Raw genomic sequence first — 14711 nt, forward strand, 5'->3', positions numbered from 1 at the left:
ATAAAAGCTTTTGTCTTATCTCGAGCGCTATTATTGAGGCGTTAAACAATCATCGGTGTAATTTGAAAATAACGAATAGCGGTACAGATGATGTTAACGAATTAATACACTCATTAATGCGGGATCTGGAGAAGGCACATGTCGAAAAGAAAGTTTGCCAAAACACAGTTGGCAACAAGTTTATCCTTAATTTTGGGAGTTACAATTTCAACTCCCGTACTTGCTCAGGAACAAGATGATCAAGAAACAGAGATTATCGAAGTAACAGGTATAAGAGGTAGTTTGCAAGAAGCCGCATCTATTAAGCGTTATTCTGCTGGTATCGTAGATGCAATTTCAGCTGAAGATATTGGTAAGTTCCCAGATACTAACCTCGCAGAATCGTTACAGCGTATTACCGGTGTTTCAATCAGCCGGACTAACGGCGAAGGTTCAGAAGTGACTGTTCGCGGTTTCGCGGGTGGTAATAATATGATTACACTCAATGGTCGTACAATGCCTGCGGCTATTACTTATGGTGCGGGTTCTGGTGCTGACGGAACAACTCGTGGGGGTAACACCCGTTCATTTGATTTCCAAAATTTGGCTTCAGAGGCCGTTAGAGCGGTAGAAGTATATAAAACAGGTAAGGCCAATATTGCAACGGGCGGCATTGGTGCAACCATTAATATCGTGACAGCTAAACCCTTAGACAATGAAGGTTTTACGGCTACTGCGGGTGTAAAAGCGGTACATGACACGACAAATAGAACGGGAGACGATGTAACTCCAGAGGCCTCGGCGATTGTTAGTTACGCTAACGATGACGCGACCTGGGGCGTTAGCGTAGCTGCGATCCACCAAGAGCGTGACTCAGGTTACACCGGTGCGACGGTAAATGACTGGAATATCGATTATTGGGACGATCTTGCTGATCCAGATAGGCTGTGGAATACGACAAGTGCTGAATATATCAATGCTCCCCAGCAAGGCCAGTTATACGCTCGCCCAAATGACATTCGTTACGCATTCTCAAATACTCAGCGCGTTCGCGATAATGTGCAGTTAACTCTTCAGTTTGCTCCTACAGAGCAGTTCACAGCCTCCGTTGACTACACCTTTGCTGAAAACGAAATAGTTGAACAACGTGGCGAAATTACTAACTGGGTGCAAACTGGCAGCAATACACAGGTTGTGGAATTCGATAACAGCACTGTAAAAACTCCTATCTATATGAGAGAGACCTATGCTGGCGGAACAGATGAAGGCTATGAGCAACAGTGGCGAGAGCAAACTAATACGCTAGACTCAATAGGTGTAAACTTTAAATATTTAGTAAATAACGACTTTTCACTTACGTTTGATGCGCATGACTCGGAGATGCACAGTCGTGGTACCGGCCCACGTGGCTCGGGAGAAATTGCGGTGGGCTTAGGCGCCCCTACTGTAGTAGAGAGGGAGTGGTTCTACGATTCGGAGCTACCTACTTATCTAAATGTTTACGACGACAGTATTCGTGGTGCCAATAATAACGGAGTAGTTGATGCCGGTGATGTAGGTTCGTCAATTGCGCGTATTCGTAACGCAGCTCAGCGCTCGAAGATCACACAGTTTAAATTAGACGGCGAATATGTGTTAGATAATGGTCGTTTCGACTTTGGTGTTGAAGCTCGGGAAATGGAATCTCGTTCGTTCCAAACCGCAGGCAACAACATTGCCTTAGGTAACTGGGGGGTTGCTAATCCTGGCGAGTTTGGTGACTTAATTCAACCTTTCGATCTACCTGGTGAATTTGACGATTACGGTGTACTACCGGGTGGCTTTGGTTTTATTGCTGACGCTCGTGAACTTTATACAGCCGCTGAATCTTTATATCCAGGCATTCCATCGTCAACCGAGCAAGCCTTGTCGTTTGACGATACAATTCAAGAGGACACTTTAGCGGCGTATGCACAAGTTTCATTAGATGGAGAACTTGGCGGCATGTATTTCAGCGTGCTAACCGGGCTTCGTTACGAAGAAACAGATGTGAAATCAACCTCTCTAGTAGGTCAAACTTTATTCCGTTGGGAAGATAATAACGATATCGTTCCCTTTGTAAATTCTGATGTCCCCCCAACGCCAGCATCAGCTGAGAACAGCTATGATTATTTACTACCTAGCTTAGATTTGAAACTGGAAATTAGCGAAGATTTGATTGGTCGCTTCTCTTATAGCAAAACTATTGCTCGTGCAGGACTTGGCAGTCTCGGTGTGTCGGCGAGCAACTTCGGTGGTGGCGGCGGTTCTACGTTATTAGGTGCAATACCTACGGCGAACGCCTCAAACCCAGGCTTGTTGCCACTTGAGTCGTCGAATACAGATGTGTCGCTAGAATGGTACTACGATTCTACGAGCTATGTTTCTGCAGGATTCTTTCAAAAAGATGTGGCTAATTTCTTAGGCAGCCGTCAAGTAGACCAGACCATTCTAGGTATACGCAACCCAACCGCGGGTCCTCGTGCTCTGGAAGCCGCCGCCGCTCTCCAAGATTTGGGTATCGCTGTAGATGATACATCTTTATACGCAATGACCGTATTGCTAAGCCAGCCAGAAGCCTTTCCTAACGGAGCGGCTGACTACACTGGCACGCCCGAACAGATACAGCAACTCGCAGAAACTCCAGGATGGGATATTCTCGCCGATGAGTCAGACCCAGAGTATGTGTTTAGGACTAACACTCCTGATAACAACCGCTCTGCGAAAATCTACGGGGCAGAGTTTGCTGTTCAGCATTTCTTTGGCGAGACAGGCTTTGGCGTTCAGGCCAACTATACCTTCGTAAACGGTGATGTAGGCTTTGATAACAACGCAGATCCTAATACGTCACAGTTTGCTTTAATTGGGCTAAGCGATACGGCTAACCTAGTGGGCTTGTACGAAGATGACAAATTCCAAGCGCGAATAGCTGTTAACTGGCGCGATGAATTTTTAGCTGAAGCTAACCGAGGTGGCTCAAATAACCCCCGGTATACCGAAGCTTACACACAAGTTGATGTAAACCTTAGCTATAACATAAATGAGCAATTCAGTGTTTTCGTCGAGGGTATAAATGTAACGGGCGAGAACGCACGAGACTTTGCACGAAACAAAACGCAAATGTGGTTCTTGACGGAGCTTGGAGCGCGATACAACCTTGGTGCCCGCTATAAGTTCTAAGTGAGTTGTTTCAAGCGCTGGCAACAATAGCTTGCCAGCGCAAATAGCTATTTTTAGCCGCGGTACAGCGGCCTTTTTAATTGTCTGAATGTGTGTATTACATGTTTTATTTTAGTGTTGTTGTGGGCAATATAAAAGGCTTTCACAGCAATCACATTGGGTGCATTCAGACCATGTGATTAAGGGGAGACAGATGACAAAACACGTGCTGTTAAACAACGTCAATCACAAAGATACAAAAGTTATTACTCACTACGCCGCACGGTATGGTGATGATCAGGCTAGTGTTTTAGCTTTCCCATCTGAATTCATTGAACTACAAAAACACTATCCTATTTTTTTCCGTCGAGATGGCGAATTCGACGGTTATCAATGTGTAGTATTACTGGGTCTGGAAAAAAACGAAAACTTGTTTTTAGACGCCTCTTATCCATCGGGGTGGAAGGCTGATTACGTACCCGCAGTCCTTAATAAAGGGCCTTTTCTAATTGGCTTTCAACAATCTAGTCACAGCGAAGAAAAAAATGCTGTTATACACATTGATATGGATCACCCTAAAGTGAGTAACAGTGAAGGGCAATCGCTTTTCCTTACTCATGGAGGAAATAGCCCATATTTGAACCATATATCATCGTGTTTGTCGGTTATAGATAGTGGTTTGGAAATCCAAAGTGATATGTTTAAACAATTTTTAGCGTTAGATCTTATAGAGCCTGTCAATATTGAATTTGAATTAAGTAATGGTGAAAAGCGAAGGTTAAGTGGTAACTATACAATTCATGAAGAAAGACTCGCAGCATTGACAGGTAGCGAATTGCAGGCGTTAAGTAAATCCGGTTACTTACAACTTGCCTTCGCAGTGGTGGCATCTATGACAAATGTAAGAAAGCTTATAAACCTCAAAAACCTTCATCTCTCACAATAGTATTTAAAAAGATGATACCTATTACTCGAAAAGCGAGAGAACTTCGTCCCAGCAAATCGGGAAACATACCAGACGATTTGCATAGTTACGACGAACCTATAGTCCTCAGGGGGCTTGTTAATCACTGGGAGCTTGTAAAAAAAAGCCTACATTCCGATATCGCCGCCGCGGAGTATCTGAAAGCTTTCTACAATGGTCGGCCTACCCTGACCTACTTTGGGGAAGCTGGGCTCGATGGGCAGTACGGGTATAACGACAATGCAACCCAACTCAATTTCAAAAAAGAAAAAGCTCATATAGGCGATGTCTTAGACCTAATTATAACTTATCTTGAGGATTCAGCGCCGCCAAGCGTGTATATCGCTTCAAACGTTATAGATTCAAGTTTCCCCGGCCTTCGCCAAAAAAATGATCTCGATATGTCGTTTGCGAAACTAGCACCTAATTCTGAATCTCCGATTCCGAGCATTTGGATAGGCAATAAGTCTATCGCCAAATGTCATTACGATGCATCAGATAACATGGCATGTGTAGTAAAAGGCCGGCGCAAGTTCATATTGTTTCCACCAGATCAAATCGAAAATCTGTATCCTGGACCCTTATCGCCTACGCCAGGAGGACAAGCAATCTCTATGGTAAATTTTTGCGACCCTGATTATCAAAAACACCCTAAGTTTAAACAGGCTGAAGAAAAAGGTATCACTGCCGAATTAGAGCCTGGTGACGCCATTTTTATCCCCAGCATGTGGTGGCATCAAGTAGAAGGATTGGATAAATTTAATATTTTAGTTAACTACTGGTGGAGCAATGCTGAGCGATTTATGGGCTCAGCAATGAACGCTTTATACCATTCTATCTTGAGCCTTCGAGACAAACCTGCTCACGAAAAAGCTGCTTGGAAACACGTGTTCGACTATTATATTTTTAACGATGAATTATTACCTACTCAGCACCTACCTCCTGAATCACACGGACTTCTTTCTCCATTAGATGAACTAAAATCCCGCCAACTGCGAGCTATGCTGGTAAACAAACTGAATAGATAAGAAAAGAGAGACAATAGTGAATAAAAGCGTGAAAAAGATCGTCATTGCTGGAGGCGGGACTGCGGGTTGGACAGCGGCGGCAGCAATTGCTAAGCAAATGGGTCCTACAATTAGCATCACGTTGGTCGAATCTGACGAAATTGGAACAGTTGGTGTTGGCGAAGCCACTATCCCTCCTATGCGCGTATTCCACAAATTGCTGGGTATTGACGAAAAGGAATTTATGCAGGCGACGTCGGCCACCTTTAAGCTTGGCATACAGTTTGAAAACTGGGGCCAAAATGGTGATGCTTATATTCACTCATTTGGCGTTACTGGGCGAGAGAGTTTTGTCGCACCCTTCCATCACTTCTGGCTGTATGGCAAAGAACAAGGAGTGGTTAAAGATTTTGGCAACTATTGTTTTGAGCTTCAAGCTGCTAAGCAAGATAAATTCGCCACTTCTCAGAATTCAAATACTCAGTATGCTTATCACCTGGATTCCAGCCTATATGCCCAGATGCTCCACGATTACTGTGAAACAAGAGGTGTTGTTCGAAAAGAAGGAAAGATCGAATACGTTCACCAAAATAAGGAAACGGGCTATATAGAGTATCTTCAACTCGCTTCGGGCGAAGTAATACATGGTGACTTCTTTATCGATTGCACCGGATTCAAAGGTTTACTCATCGAGGAAACGTTGAAAACAGGCTACGAAGATTGGTCACAATGGCTGCCCTGTGACAGGGCTATAGCCGTGCAAACTGAATCTGTCGGCGCCCCACGCCCTATTACAATGGCCATAGCGCATGACAGTGGTTGGCAATGGAAGATTCCTCTGCAACACCGGACTGGTAATGGACTGGTTTATTGCAGTCAATATTTGTCAGATGATGATGCTAAACAACGTCTTCTCGATAACGTAATAGGTAAAACGATCACCACACCTAGAGTGATAAAGTTTAAAACTGGCCGACGCCTTCAGGCGTGGAATAAGAATTGTCTAGCGCTTGGGTTGTCGAGTGGTTTTGTAGAGCCTCTGGAGTCCACCAGTATTCATCTGATCATAATGGGCGTCATTCGCTTTTTAAAACTCTTTCCTAATAGTGGAGTCAGCGAACGTATTGCCAAGGAATATAATCGTCAAACACTTGATGAGATTGTTAAAATTAGGGACTTCATTATTCTCCATTATCACGCTACGCATCGTAAGGACAGCCCATTCTGGCAGTATTGCCATGACATGGAAGTGCCCGAAACATTGAAGCACCGTATGCAGTTGTTTGAAGAGTTTGGCCATGCCTTTCAGGAAGACGGAGAGCTTTTCAGAGTCGATTCATGGACGCAAGTTATGCTGGGGCAGGGAATAATACCTAAAAGTTATCACTCCAGTGTAAGAGGTATGCCCGTACACGAACTGCAAAGATTCTTACAAGGCATAGAGATGGCAGTACAGAAGGGGCTGCAAAATATGCCATCTCACGAAGCTTTTTTGCAGCATTATTGTTCTAGCTCCTAGGGCGGAACGATCATTCGGCTTTTCAATTGCTCTCCAAACTGCTCTGAGATAAGAAAAGGCCCACTTTAAAAAAGAGGGCCTTGTTGCTTCAAAGTCACGGTTAAGCGCTACCGTTTACTTTTTCGCTTTAGCAAAGGCATCGGCAAAGGCGTTGCCCATAGCGCTATTTTGAGGTTGGCTATTGCGATTGCCGCCACCCTGATTTGAACGAGGGTTTGCTTTTGCGTTAGCACGCCCAGCCCCTTTACTTTGTGGCTTTCCTGCTGCTGGTTTGCCGCCTGCATTATTGCTTTGACTCGGTGTATCGTCTAAGCGCATGGTGAAGGAGATACGCTTGCGCGGTACGTCTACTTCAAGCACTTTTACTTTGACGATATCGCCTGCTTTAACTACCTCGCGCGGGTCTGAGATAAACTTGTTAGTCAGTGCTGAAATATGCACCAGTCCATCCTGATGTACGCCTACATCAACGAACGCGCCAAAGTTGGCCACGTTGCTAACCACACCCTCTAAAATCATGCCTGGTTTAAGATCGTTGATGGTTTCAACGCCTTCTTTAAACGCGGCAGTTTTAAACTCTGGACGAGGATCGCGGCCTGGTTTATCCAGCTCTTTTAGAATGTCTTTAACCGTTGGCAAACCGAATGCGTCGCTGGTAAAGGTATCTGGCGACAGGCTTTTTAGAAGCTCGGTATTGCCGATGATGTCATTAACAGCAACAGCGGTCGTATCTACAATTTTATCTACCACTGGGTACGCTTCGGGGTGAACCGCAGAGGCATCAAGTGGGTTTGTGCCGTTTACAATGCGAAGGAAGCCTGCCGCTTGCTCAAAGGCTTTAGGCCCTAAACGTTCGACTTTCAATAGCGCTTTACGGTCTGGGAAAGCACCATTGGTGTCTCTGAAATTAACAATGTTATGCGCTAGGGTTTTATTTAAGCCCGATACGTAGCTCAACAGCGCGGGCGAAGCAGTGTTTAAGTCAACGCCAACGGCGTTTACACAGTCTTCAATAACACGGTCTAGCGACTTGCCTAACTGGCTTTGGCTTACGTCATGCTGATATTGGCCTACACCAATAGCTTTAGGTTCAATTTTAACCAGCTCTGCCAGCGGGTCTTGCAAGCGTCGAGCGATAGACACTGCGCCGCGGATTGACACGTCAAGGTCAGGCAATTCTTTTGAAGCAAGCTCAGAGGCTGAATACACCGATGCACCCGCTTCACTGACCATAATTTTTTGTGCAGTAAGCTCGCTGTTGTTCTTGAGCATTTCGCCAACGAGTTTGTCTGTCTCGCGCGAGCCAGTACCGTTGCCAATGCTGATTAAATCTACTTTGTATTGCTTGCACAACGTGGTGAGCGTGCGAATAGATTTATCCCACTGATTTTGTGGCGCATGCGGGAATATGGTGTTGGTTGCGACCACTTTTCCTGTGCTGTCTACGACCGCTACCTTAACGCCGGTTCTCAAACCTGGATCTAATCCCATAGTGGTTTTTGCACCTGCAGGTGCAGCCATCAACAGGTCGTTTAAGTTTTTAGCAAATACCTCAATGGCTTCCTCTTCAGCGCGCTCACGAAGGGCGCTGAATAGCTCAGTTTCCATGTGTAAACCAATTTTGATTTTCCACGTCCACTGTACAACTTGAGCTAAGAAGTCATCTGCACCACGGCCGCGGTGCATAATATCGTAATGGCTGGCAATAATATGTTCGCAATGCGATGGGCCGTTGTCTTCTGACTGCGGGTCGGCATCTAGCTGGATGTGTAGCATGCCTTCGTTGCGGCCTCTAAACATCGCCAACGCGCGGTGAGATGGTACGTTCTTGTACTTTTCACTGTGTTCGAAATAGTCTTTATATTTGGCGGCTTCTTGCTCTTTACCTGATACAACCGTGCTTTTTACATAAGCATTTTCAGTTAAGTACTTGCGCACTTTTGCCAGCAGTGTAGCGTCTTCGGCGAAGCGCTCCATTAAGATATAGCGGGCGCCTTCTAATGCTGCTTTAGTATCAGCAATGCCACTATCTGCGTTAACGTATTCGCTTGCTGCACTTTCAGCATCGGTATCTGGGGCAGAAAATAAGGTATCAGCTAAAGGTTCAAGGCCCGCTTCAATAGCAATCTGGCCTTTAGTGCGTCGACGGGGCTTGTACGGTAAGTACAAATCTTCCAAGGTAGTTTTGCTGTCAGCACTGGTGATACTGCTTTTAAGCTCGTCGGTTAGTTTGCCCTGTTCCTCGATAGATTTAAGGATTACATCGCGGCGCTCTTCAAGCTCTCGCAGGTAGGTTAAGCGCTGCTCCAAGGTACGCAGCTGTGTGTCATCAAGGCCTTGTGTCACTTCTTTTCGGTAGCGCGCGATAAAAGGTACGGTAGACCCTTCATCAAGAAGTTTAACAGCGGCAGTTACTTGCGAAGGTTGAACGCTAAGTTCATCTGCAATTTTATTGATAATCATAAGTCGCTCTAAGATACTAATAATTCGCGTCAGGCAATGGCGAATAAACGGTGTGTGAAAGGCTTATATACACAGCGTCGGTAGTGAAAATAGGAGCGGTGAGTATATCACCGCGGTGTAGGGGAAGTCGTCTGATCATTGTGTTACAAATGGGTGATTAAATAGGGCATATTAGTGCTCACAGTTTGTCTGTTGCGTCGTACCAAATACGGTTTATCCACCACTCTTTCGTGCCCGTCTCGGTTTTTACAACAAACTCATCGTCTTCTTCTTTGCCAAGCAGTGCTCGCGCCATCGGAGAGTCGATAGAAATGTAATCCTTGCGGCCGAAAATTTCGTCGTAGCCCACGAGCCTAAGTTCCATCACCTTGCCCGCTTCGTTTTCAATTTCAACCCAGGCACCAAAGAAGACCTTACCCTCTTGCTGTGAATCGTAGTCCACAACCTTTAGGTTTTCCAAGCACTTGCGAAGGTAGCGTACGCGGCGATCAATTTCCCGTAGCTTCTTCTTATTGTACTGGTAGTCGGCATTCTCGCTTCTGTCACCAAGGCTCGCTGCCCAGGTTACCTTGCGAGTAATTTCAGGTCGTTCTTCACGCCACAAGAAATCCAGTTCTTGTTTAAGCTTTAAGTAGCCCTTTCGAGTGATAAGCGGTGTTTTCACAATGTCCTATAAATAATCCAGCTAATTACCCCTACTTTATGTGGGTAATAAGGCAAAACGCAATCTTTCTGTACGTCAAAAAGTGACAAAAGAGCCAGATTGAATAATTATTGAACATAAACCTTTCGTTTAGTGTCGTAGTATAAATAATAGTCAAACCATTAGGGGAAATGAATGCGTAACAGGATACCAATGTTGAACCGTCGAAGGTCGGGGAACGATCCGTTCCAAACCAGCGGTACTATCATCGGTTTTATGCTGTTTTTAAGTGGCGCGCTGTTATTGTTGTATGCCTTGCTTGATATCGTTGTTCGCTTAAATAGTATGCAAACCGTGATATATCTTATTTTAGGTTGTGCTATGTATAAGGTGGGTCAGTCTCTGTTAAATCATTTTGCTACGTTTAAGGTACACACAGAAAGACGGCGCGCCCCTCAGCGTTAAAACCTTTTGTTTTAAGCACGAAGTTTTAAGGCGAAATTGTTCCAAAAAGGCTTGGAATAGACCGTGAAATTTGGTCGATTTAGACTAAGCTTAGTAGTGTAATTCGAGGCACCAAGCATATTGAATAACCCACTTTACTATTTGGGTACGCGCGTGGTGAAAATCCACTGGCTCGTAGGGAAAAGGTAAGCAAGGATCACGCTGACTCACTAAAACAAAAAAGCCGACGCTATGCGTCGGCTTTCTCTTTTTCTTAAAGCACTAACTTATTCCGTTGGCGCTTCTGCTTCAGGCTTAACCACTTCTAGCAACTCAACGTCAAAGATAAGCGTCGAGTTTGGCGTGATTGCGCCAGTAGAACGTGCACCATAAGCAAGTTCAGATGGGATATGGAAGCGATACTTTGCGCCTTCTTTCATCAATTGAACGCCTTCAGTCCAACCAGAAATAACGCGATTAAGTGGAAATTCTGCTGGTTCGCCACGCTTGTAAGATGAGTCGAACTCTGTGCCATCTAGCAAGGTGCCACGGTAGTGAACTTTAACCATGTCTGTCGCTTCTGGGCTTGCACCCTCGCCTTCTTCAAGTACTTCGTACTGAAGACCAGACTCGGTAGTTACCACACCTTCTTTCTTACCGTTTTCTTCTAGGTATGCTAGGCCAGCTTCAATATTTTTTTCAGCGGCTTGTTCTGCCATTTCTTGCTGCTTAGCGCGAAGTACTTCTTCGCCTTGTTGAGCGATTTGCTGAATCTGCTCTGGCGTAAACTTAAGGGTGTCGTTTAGACCGTCTTTAAAGCCTTGTTGTAGCGCATCTTGGTCTAATGTTAAACCCAGTTGCTCTTGTTGTTCGGCACGGTTGCTAACGAACAAACCCATGCTTGCGCCCATGGCGTAAGCTTGCTTTTGCGTATCTGTCATTTCTTCTGCTGAAACAGAAGTTGTTTTTGCACTATCAGCGCTTGTAGAAGCGGCCTCATCAGATGTATTTGGCTGGCAAGCGAAAAGGCCTAGCGCAGCGATAGTAGATAAGGCAACGAGCGACTTCTGCATAAAAACGTCTCCATAAATTTTTATCATCATGCGTCTATGTCTATACTGCTGCATCCAAGGCAGTGTGCACGATAGTTAAAGATGCGTGATCCATGCTATGTTAAACCTAGCGTTTACAAAGCGAAACCCATTTGATTATGTTTAGGCCTCAAATGTTCCATAGAATAGCGTTACTCATCGTACTTATAGGTAATTCCATGGGATGCTCTGTCCCTGATACTACGCCAATACAGCAGTGGCGTCATGTAGAAGAAGGCGCCTATGCCGCAGATATTTCTACCGACGGCACGTTAGCGGTGGTTTCTGGCGTGAATAATGGGGTAAACGTATGGCGAATTGGACAAAGTGATCCCCTTTATCACTGGAGCCACCAAGGTGAAGGTGACAACCTGGTCATGTCAGTACACATTAGCGCCGACAAAAGCTATGTTGTGACCGCTGACCGAGAGGCGTTTGCCTTATGGAGTCTGGAGACCGGCGAGCCTGAAGGTTTTTGGCGCATTGACGAGTCATCAATTAGAGATGTGGTGGTTACCAATAATGGTAACGGCATATTGGTGGCGCGCTCAAATGGCAAAGTTATGTACTTTGAACCTCGTACTTCGCGTCGACTAGAGTTTTTAGGGCATCAGGAAAAGGTTAACTCCATTGATATTTCTCCTAACGGTAAGTTCGCATTGACGGGGGGCAATGATTACATAGCGTATTTATGGAGCACTGACACTGGGCAAATAATTCATACATTCGCCCACCCCACGCGAGTAACAAAAGTAGCGCTTGATGATGAAGGCCGCTTTGCTTTTACTGCGGACAGCCAGAGCAAGTCGCAAGTGTGGAATGTGCAAACCGGGCAGCCTGTGGCATCCCTCAAATATGCAGCGCGTCAGAAAATCTTCACAGACGTTGAGTTTTCCAAAGATGGTCAGTTTTTACTAACAGGCTCTCCCGCGAGAAAAGTATACCTGTGGGATTTGGAAACTGGCGAGCAAGTGCAGTCTATACAGGTTGCATCACGAGAGTCAGTTTCACCACCAACCGCAGTTGTGTATGGCGTCGCCTTCCTCCCCAATGATAATATATTGTCCATAAGCAGTAGTGGCCTTGCCGAAGAATGGCAACGAGAGAGATAGAGAATTTACATGACAGAGAAAAGCGCTGAGCATCTACAACAGCAAATAGATAGCGCCAATAGCTATATTGAAGAGTTACAGATGAAGGTAGCCTTTCAAGAACACACTATCGAGGCACTTAATGAAGCGCTGTCTTCGCAACAAAAGCAGCTTGACGATTTAGCTTTTAAAGTACGCCATGTCGTTGACCGCGTTAAGTCTATCGAGCCGTCTAATATTGCTAAGCAATCAGAAGAAACCCCGCCTCCGCATTACTAAAACAATTGAAGCGCACTAGTAATTGCAACGCGGTATTCATGTGGATCACGTCCATTGGCGATGACACTTATTGCGGGGCGCTCATCGTGGGGAGAGGCCTGAGAAGACATCAAAGGCGCTTCGTTGATGTGCAGTAGTGTTGAAAAAACATCACGCTAGTTCATCTTGTTATGAGTTAGGCGAAGTCTTCATTTAGCCAGGATATACATTTGAATTACACTTGCGCCCCGATACAAAGGCTTCAGCAAAAAGAAGCCTTTTTTACTATTTAAGAGAGTGAGTTATGAGCGATTTTGATATGGATGCGTTTGATAGCATCGATTTTGACTCTGTTGAGCAGTCAGTAGCAGAGAAACAGGCTGAAAAAGACAAGCAAGAGAGTCAAGAGATTGAAGGTATGCGCGACGGCGCCAACGACTGTGGCGATAGCTGTACTATTTAAGCGCACTCAGCGGCGAGGGCTCTTAATTTTCAGAGCCTTCCGGCGCTTCCAACTTATCCAGCTCGAGTCTATCCAACTCTATACTTTTCTCCACATCGCCGTTAAAAGCTTCGATAAATGCATTTTTTAAAATCGCGGTAAATGCCTCCCATGTTTGGGTGTCAGGGCTTGATAAATCGCCTTCAACAGGAATGCGTGTGGCAATTTGGTCTTCGCTTTGGTTTTCAAACAGTTCGGTGACAAACGCGGAAATGGCTTCGATACTGCCTTCAATAAAACCATCGCCGTCACGTTCAATGTCACCCTTCCAAGAAAATACCTCCACATTATGCAATATGGGTTTGATATAGCCTTTTACTTTCCCTTCATTAGACGCCACTTCAGCCGCAAGCGTGAGGGTGCCGGCTTCCAGATCAAACGGTGCGTAGGTATCAAGTAGATTCTTAAAGTTCACTAGCCCAACGTTGTCAGCTTGAATATCAACGTCAAATGTGGGGGCTGTTGTTGCGGGGTTGAGTTTAGCGTTTAAGGATATCGTGCCCTGCTGTGCCGTTTGTCCTTGCGCTTTGGCCGTTGCTACACGTGAGTCTGACAAGTTATCGCTATTCACCAAGTTATTCACTTCAAGCTGAATATCATGAAGCGCAATGTCGATAGCCGGAGAAGTATCGGGGTTGTGGAAAGCGACTTTTCCTTGGTTAATAGTTAGCTTGTCGATGCGTAACGGGAAGAGTTGGTCGGCGATAGATAACCAGTTTTCATCCTTACCAGACTGGCTTCTCTCCTCCGTGTTGCCGTCTACAAAATTAATCTCGGGGGAATTAACAATGACTTTTCCTACCGCTGCACCTTTGAAAAGTTGTGACCATGAAAGCGTAAACTCCACATAGTCAGCTTTAAACAGCGGCCTATCTACTTGCCCGTTCGCCTTATAAAGCAAAACATGTTCTAAACTATATGCGCCACGCCATAGCATTAAATCTACATCGCCCACGCGGCCGTTATACTCTTTTGACTGACTCAGCGTCGTGTTGATGTATGACGCTGCGGCGTAAGGCAAGTAAAGTCTTATGGCAATAAGCGTAAGCAACAAGGCTATAAGGACATAGCAGACACGTTTTTTAGCATGTTTCATATTTCACTCCTTTGCAAAGGAAATACAAAAATTATGCCTGAGCAACCTCTTTCGTTAGGTAACGAGGATACCCAGTGTTGGCGTGGCATGAAGAGACGTTTGCAAAAAGCCTGAGCACAGCGTTGTAAGGTGTTACACAGGCTTTAAGGTAAGATTTACTGAGACGTGGGTAGGAATGTTAGTGCGGTTTAAAGATGCCAATCACATTTTCGTTTGAGCGTGTGGCGGCACTCACCTTTTCATCAGTTTGCGCTTCATTGTATCCACACGCAACGCACTCCAACTTTTCTACGTTATTTTCAAAATATAACGAAATCGTATCTAGCTCTTGGCATTTGGGGCACGTAGCCCCTGCAACAAAGCGGCGTTTTACACGTTTTGACATACATACACCTTTGGAGAATTTCGCGATTATTATACCTTGAAATGGTAAGTGTTGATCAGCTTTTACCTTAAGTTTTTGATATTATACGCGCC

At 45.2% G+C, this 14711-nt stretch carries 13 protein-coding genes; 8 read left to right on the top strand and 5 right to left on the bottom strand.

The features are described from left to right. The first annotated feature begins 138 nt into the window (after positions 1–138). From WA381_RS03695 to WA381_RS03710, 4 genes are all read left to right on the top strand, one after another. Positions 139–3177, top strand: coding sequence for a TonB-dependent receptor (locus WA381_RS03695; protein WP_076012274.1), 3039 nt, complete (start codon positions 139–141; stop codon positions 3175–3177). A gap of 193 nt (positions 3178–3370) precedes the next feature. After that, positions 3371–4102: a SapC family protein gene (locus WA381_RS03700; RefSeq protein ID WP_156087262.1), complete on the top strand. Its 732-nt coding sequence runs from the start codon at positions 3371–3373 to the stop codon at positions 4100–4102. Positions 4103–4113: 11 nt separating this feature from the next. Then, positions 4114–5148, top strand: a complete 1035-nt coding sequence (locus WA381_RS03705) for a cupin-like domain-containing protein (protein ID WP_156087261.1) — start codon at positions 4114–4116, stop codon at positions 5146–5148. A 16-nt stretch (positions 5149–5164) separates the two neighbouring features. Then, positions 5165–6646: a tryptophan halogenase family protein gene (locus tag WA381_RS03710; protein ID WP_015000054.1), complete on the top strand. Its 1482-nt coding sequence runs from the start codon at positions 5165–5167 to the stop codon at positions 6644–6646. Positions 6647–6760: 114 nt separating this feature from the next. On the opposite strand, the gene WA381_RS03715 is transcribed toward WA381_RS03710, so the two are convergent. Both WA381_RS03715 and greB read right to left on the bottom strand, forming a co-directional pair. Next, positions 6761–9109 (bottom strand): Tex family protein, encoded by a 2349-nt coding sequence (locus WA381_RS03715; RefSeq protein ID WP_061486833.1) that lies wholly within the window; start codon positions 9107–9109, stop codon positions 6761–6763. Between the two features lie 178 nt (positions 9110–9287). Continuing rightward, positions 9288–9773, bottom strand: a complete 486-nt coding sequence (greB, locus tag WA381_RS03720) for a transcription elongation factor GreB (protein ID WP_014951337.1) — start codon at positions 9771–9773, stop codon at positions 9288–9290. A gap of 174 nt (positions 9774–9947) precedes the next feature. Between greB and WA381_RS03725 the strand changes: the two genes are divergently transcribed. Then, on the top strand, positions 9948–10217 hold the full coding sequence (locus WA381_RS03725) for a hypothetical protein (RefSeq protein WP_170826521.1): 270 nt from the start codon (positions 9948–9950) through the stop codon (positions 10215–10217). 266 nt (positions 10218–10483) lie between these two features. Here WA381_RS03725 and fkpA read toward each other — a convergent pair whose 3' ends face one another. After that, positions 10484–11269, bottom strand: coding sequence for an FKBP-type peptidyl-prolyl cis-trans isomerase (gene fkpA / locus WA381_RS03730; RefSeq protein WP_014951335.1), 786 nt, complete (start codon positions 11267–11269; stop codon positions 10484–10486). Between the two features lie 197 nt (positions 11270–11466). Between fkpA and WA381_RS03735 the strand changes: the two genes are divergently transcribed. The 3 genes from WA381_RS03735 (at position 11467) to WA381_RS03745 (ending at position 13099) form a co-directional block, all read left to right on the top strand. Beyond that, positions 11467–12399 (top strand): WD40 repeat domain-containing protein, encoded by a 933-nt coding sequence (locus WA381_RS03735; RefSeq protein ID WP_081106124.1) that lies wholly within the window; start codon positions 11467–11469, stop codon positions 12397–12399. 9 nt (positions 12400–12408) lie between these two features. Beyond that, on the top strand, positions 12409–12657 hold the full coding sequence (locus WA381_RS03740) for a SlyX family protein (protein ID WP_052234916.1): 249 nt from the start codon (positions 12409–12411) through the stop codon (positions 12655–12657). Between the two features lie 283 nt (positions 12658–12940). Further along, positions 12941–13099, top strand: coding sequence for a hypothetical protein (locus tag WA381_RS03745; protein WP_012520154.1), 159 nt, complete (start codon positions 12941–12943; stop codon positions 13097–13099). Between the two features lie 22 nt (positions 13100–13121). Here the strand turns inward: WA381_RS03745 and WA381_RS03750 are convergent, their stop codons facing one another. Both WA381_RS03750 and WA381_RS03755 read right to left on the bottom strand, forming a co-directional pair. After that, the gene (locus WA381_RS03750; RefSeq protein WP_061486831.1) at positions 13122–14234 is read right to left on the bottom strand and encodes a DUF748 domain-containing protein; all 1113 of its coding nucleotides are present in this window, start codon (positions 14232–14234) and stop codon (positions 13122–13124) included. 178 nt (positions 14235–14412) lie between these two features. After that, entirely contained in the window at positions 14413–14619 is a 207-nt protein-coding gene (locus WA381_RS03755; protein WP_012520152.1) for a YheV family putative zinc ribbon protein, read from the bottom strand. Positions 14620–14711: the final 92 nt, after the last annotated feature.

The sequence above is a fragment of the Alteromonas sp. CH_MED4-4 genome, assembly GCF_037029575.1.
Taxonomy (GTDB): domain Bacteria; phylum Pseudomonadota; class Gammaproteobacteria; order Enterobacterales; family Alteromonadaceae; genus Alteromonas; species Alteromonas macleodii.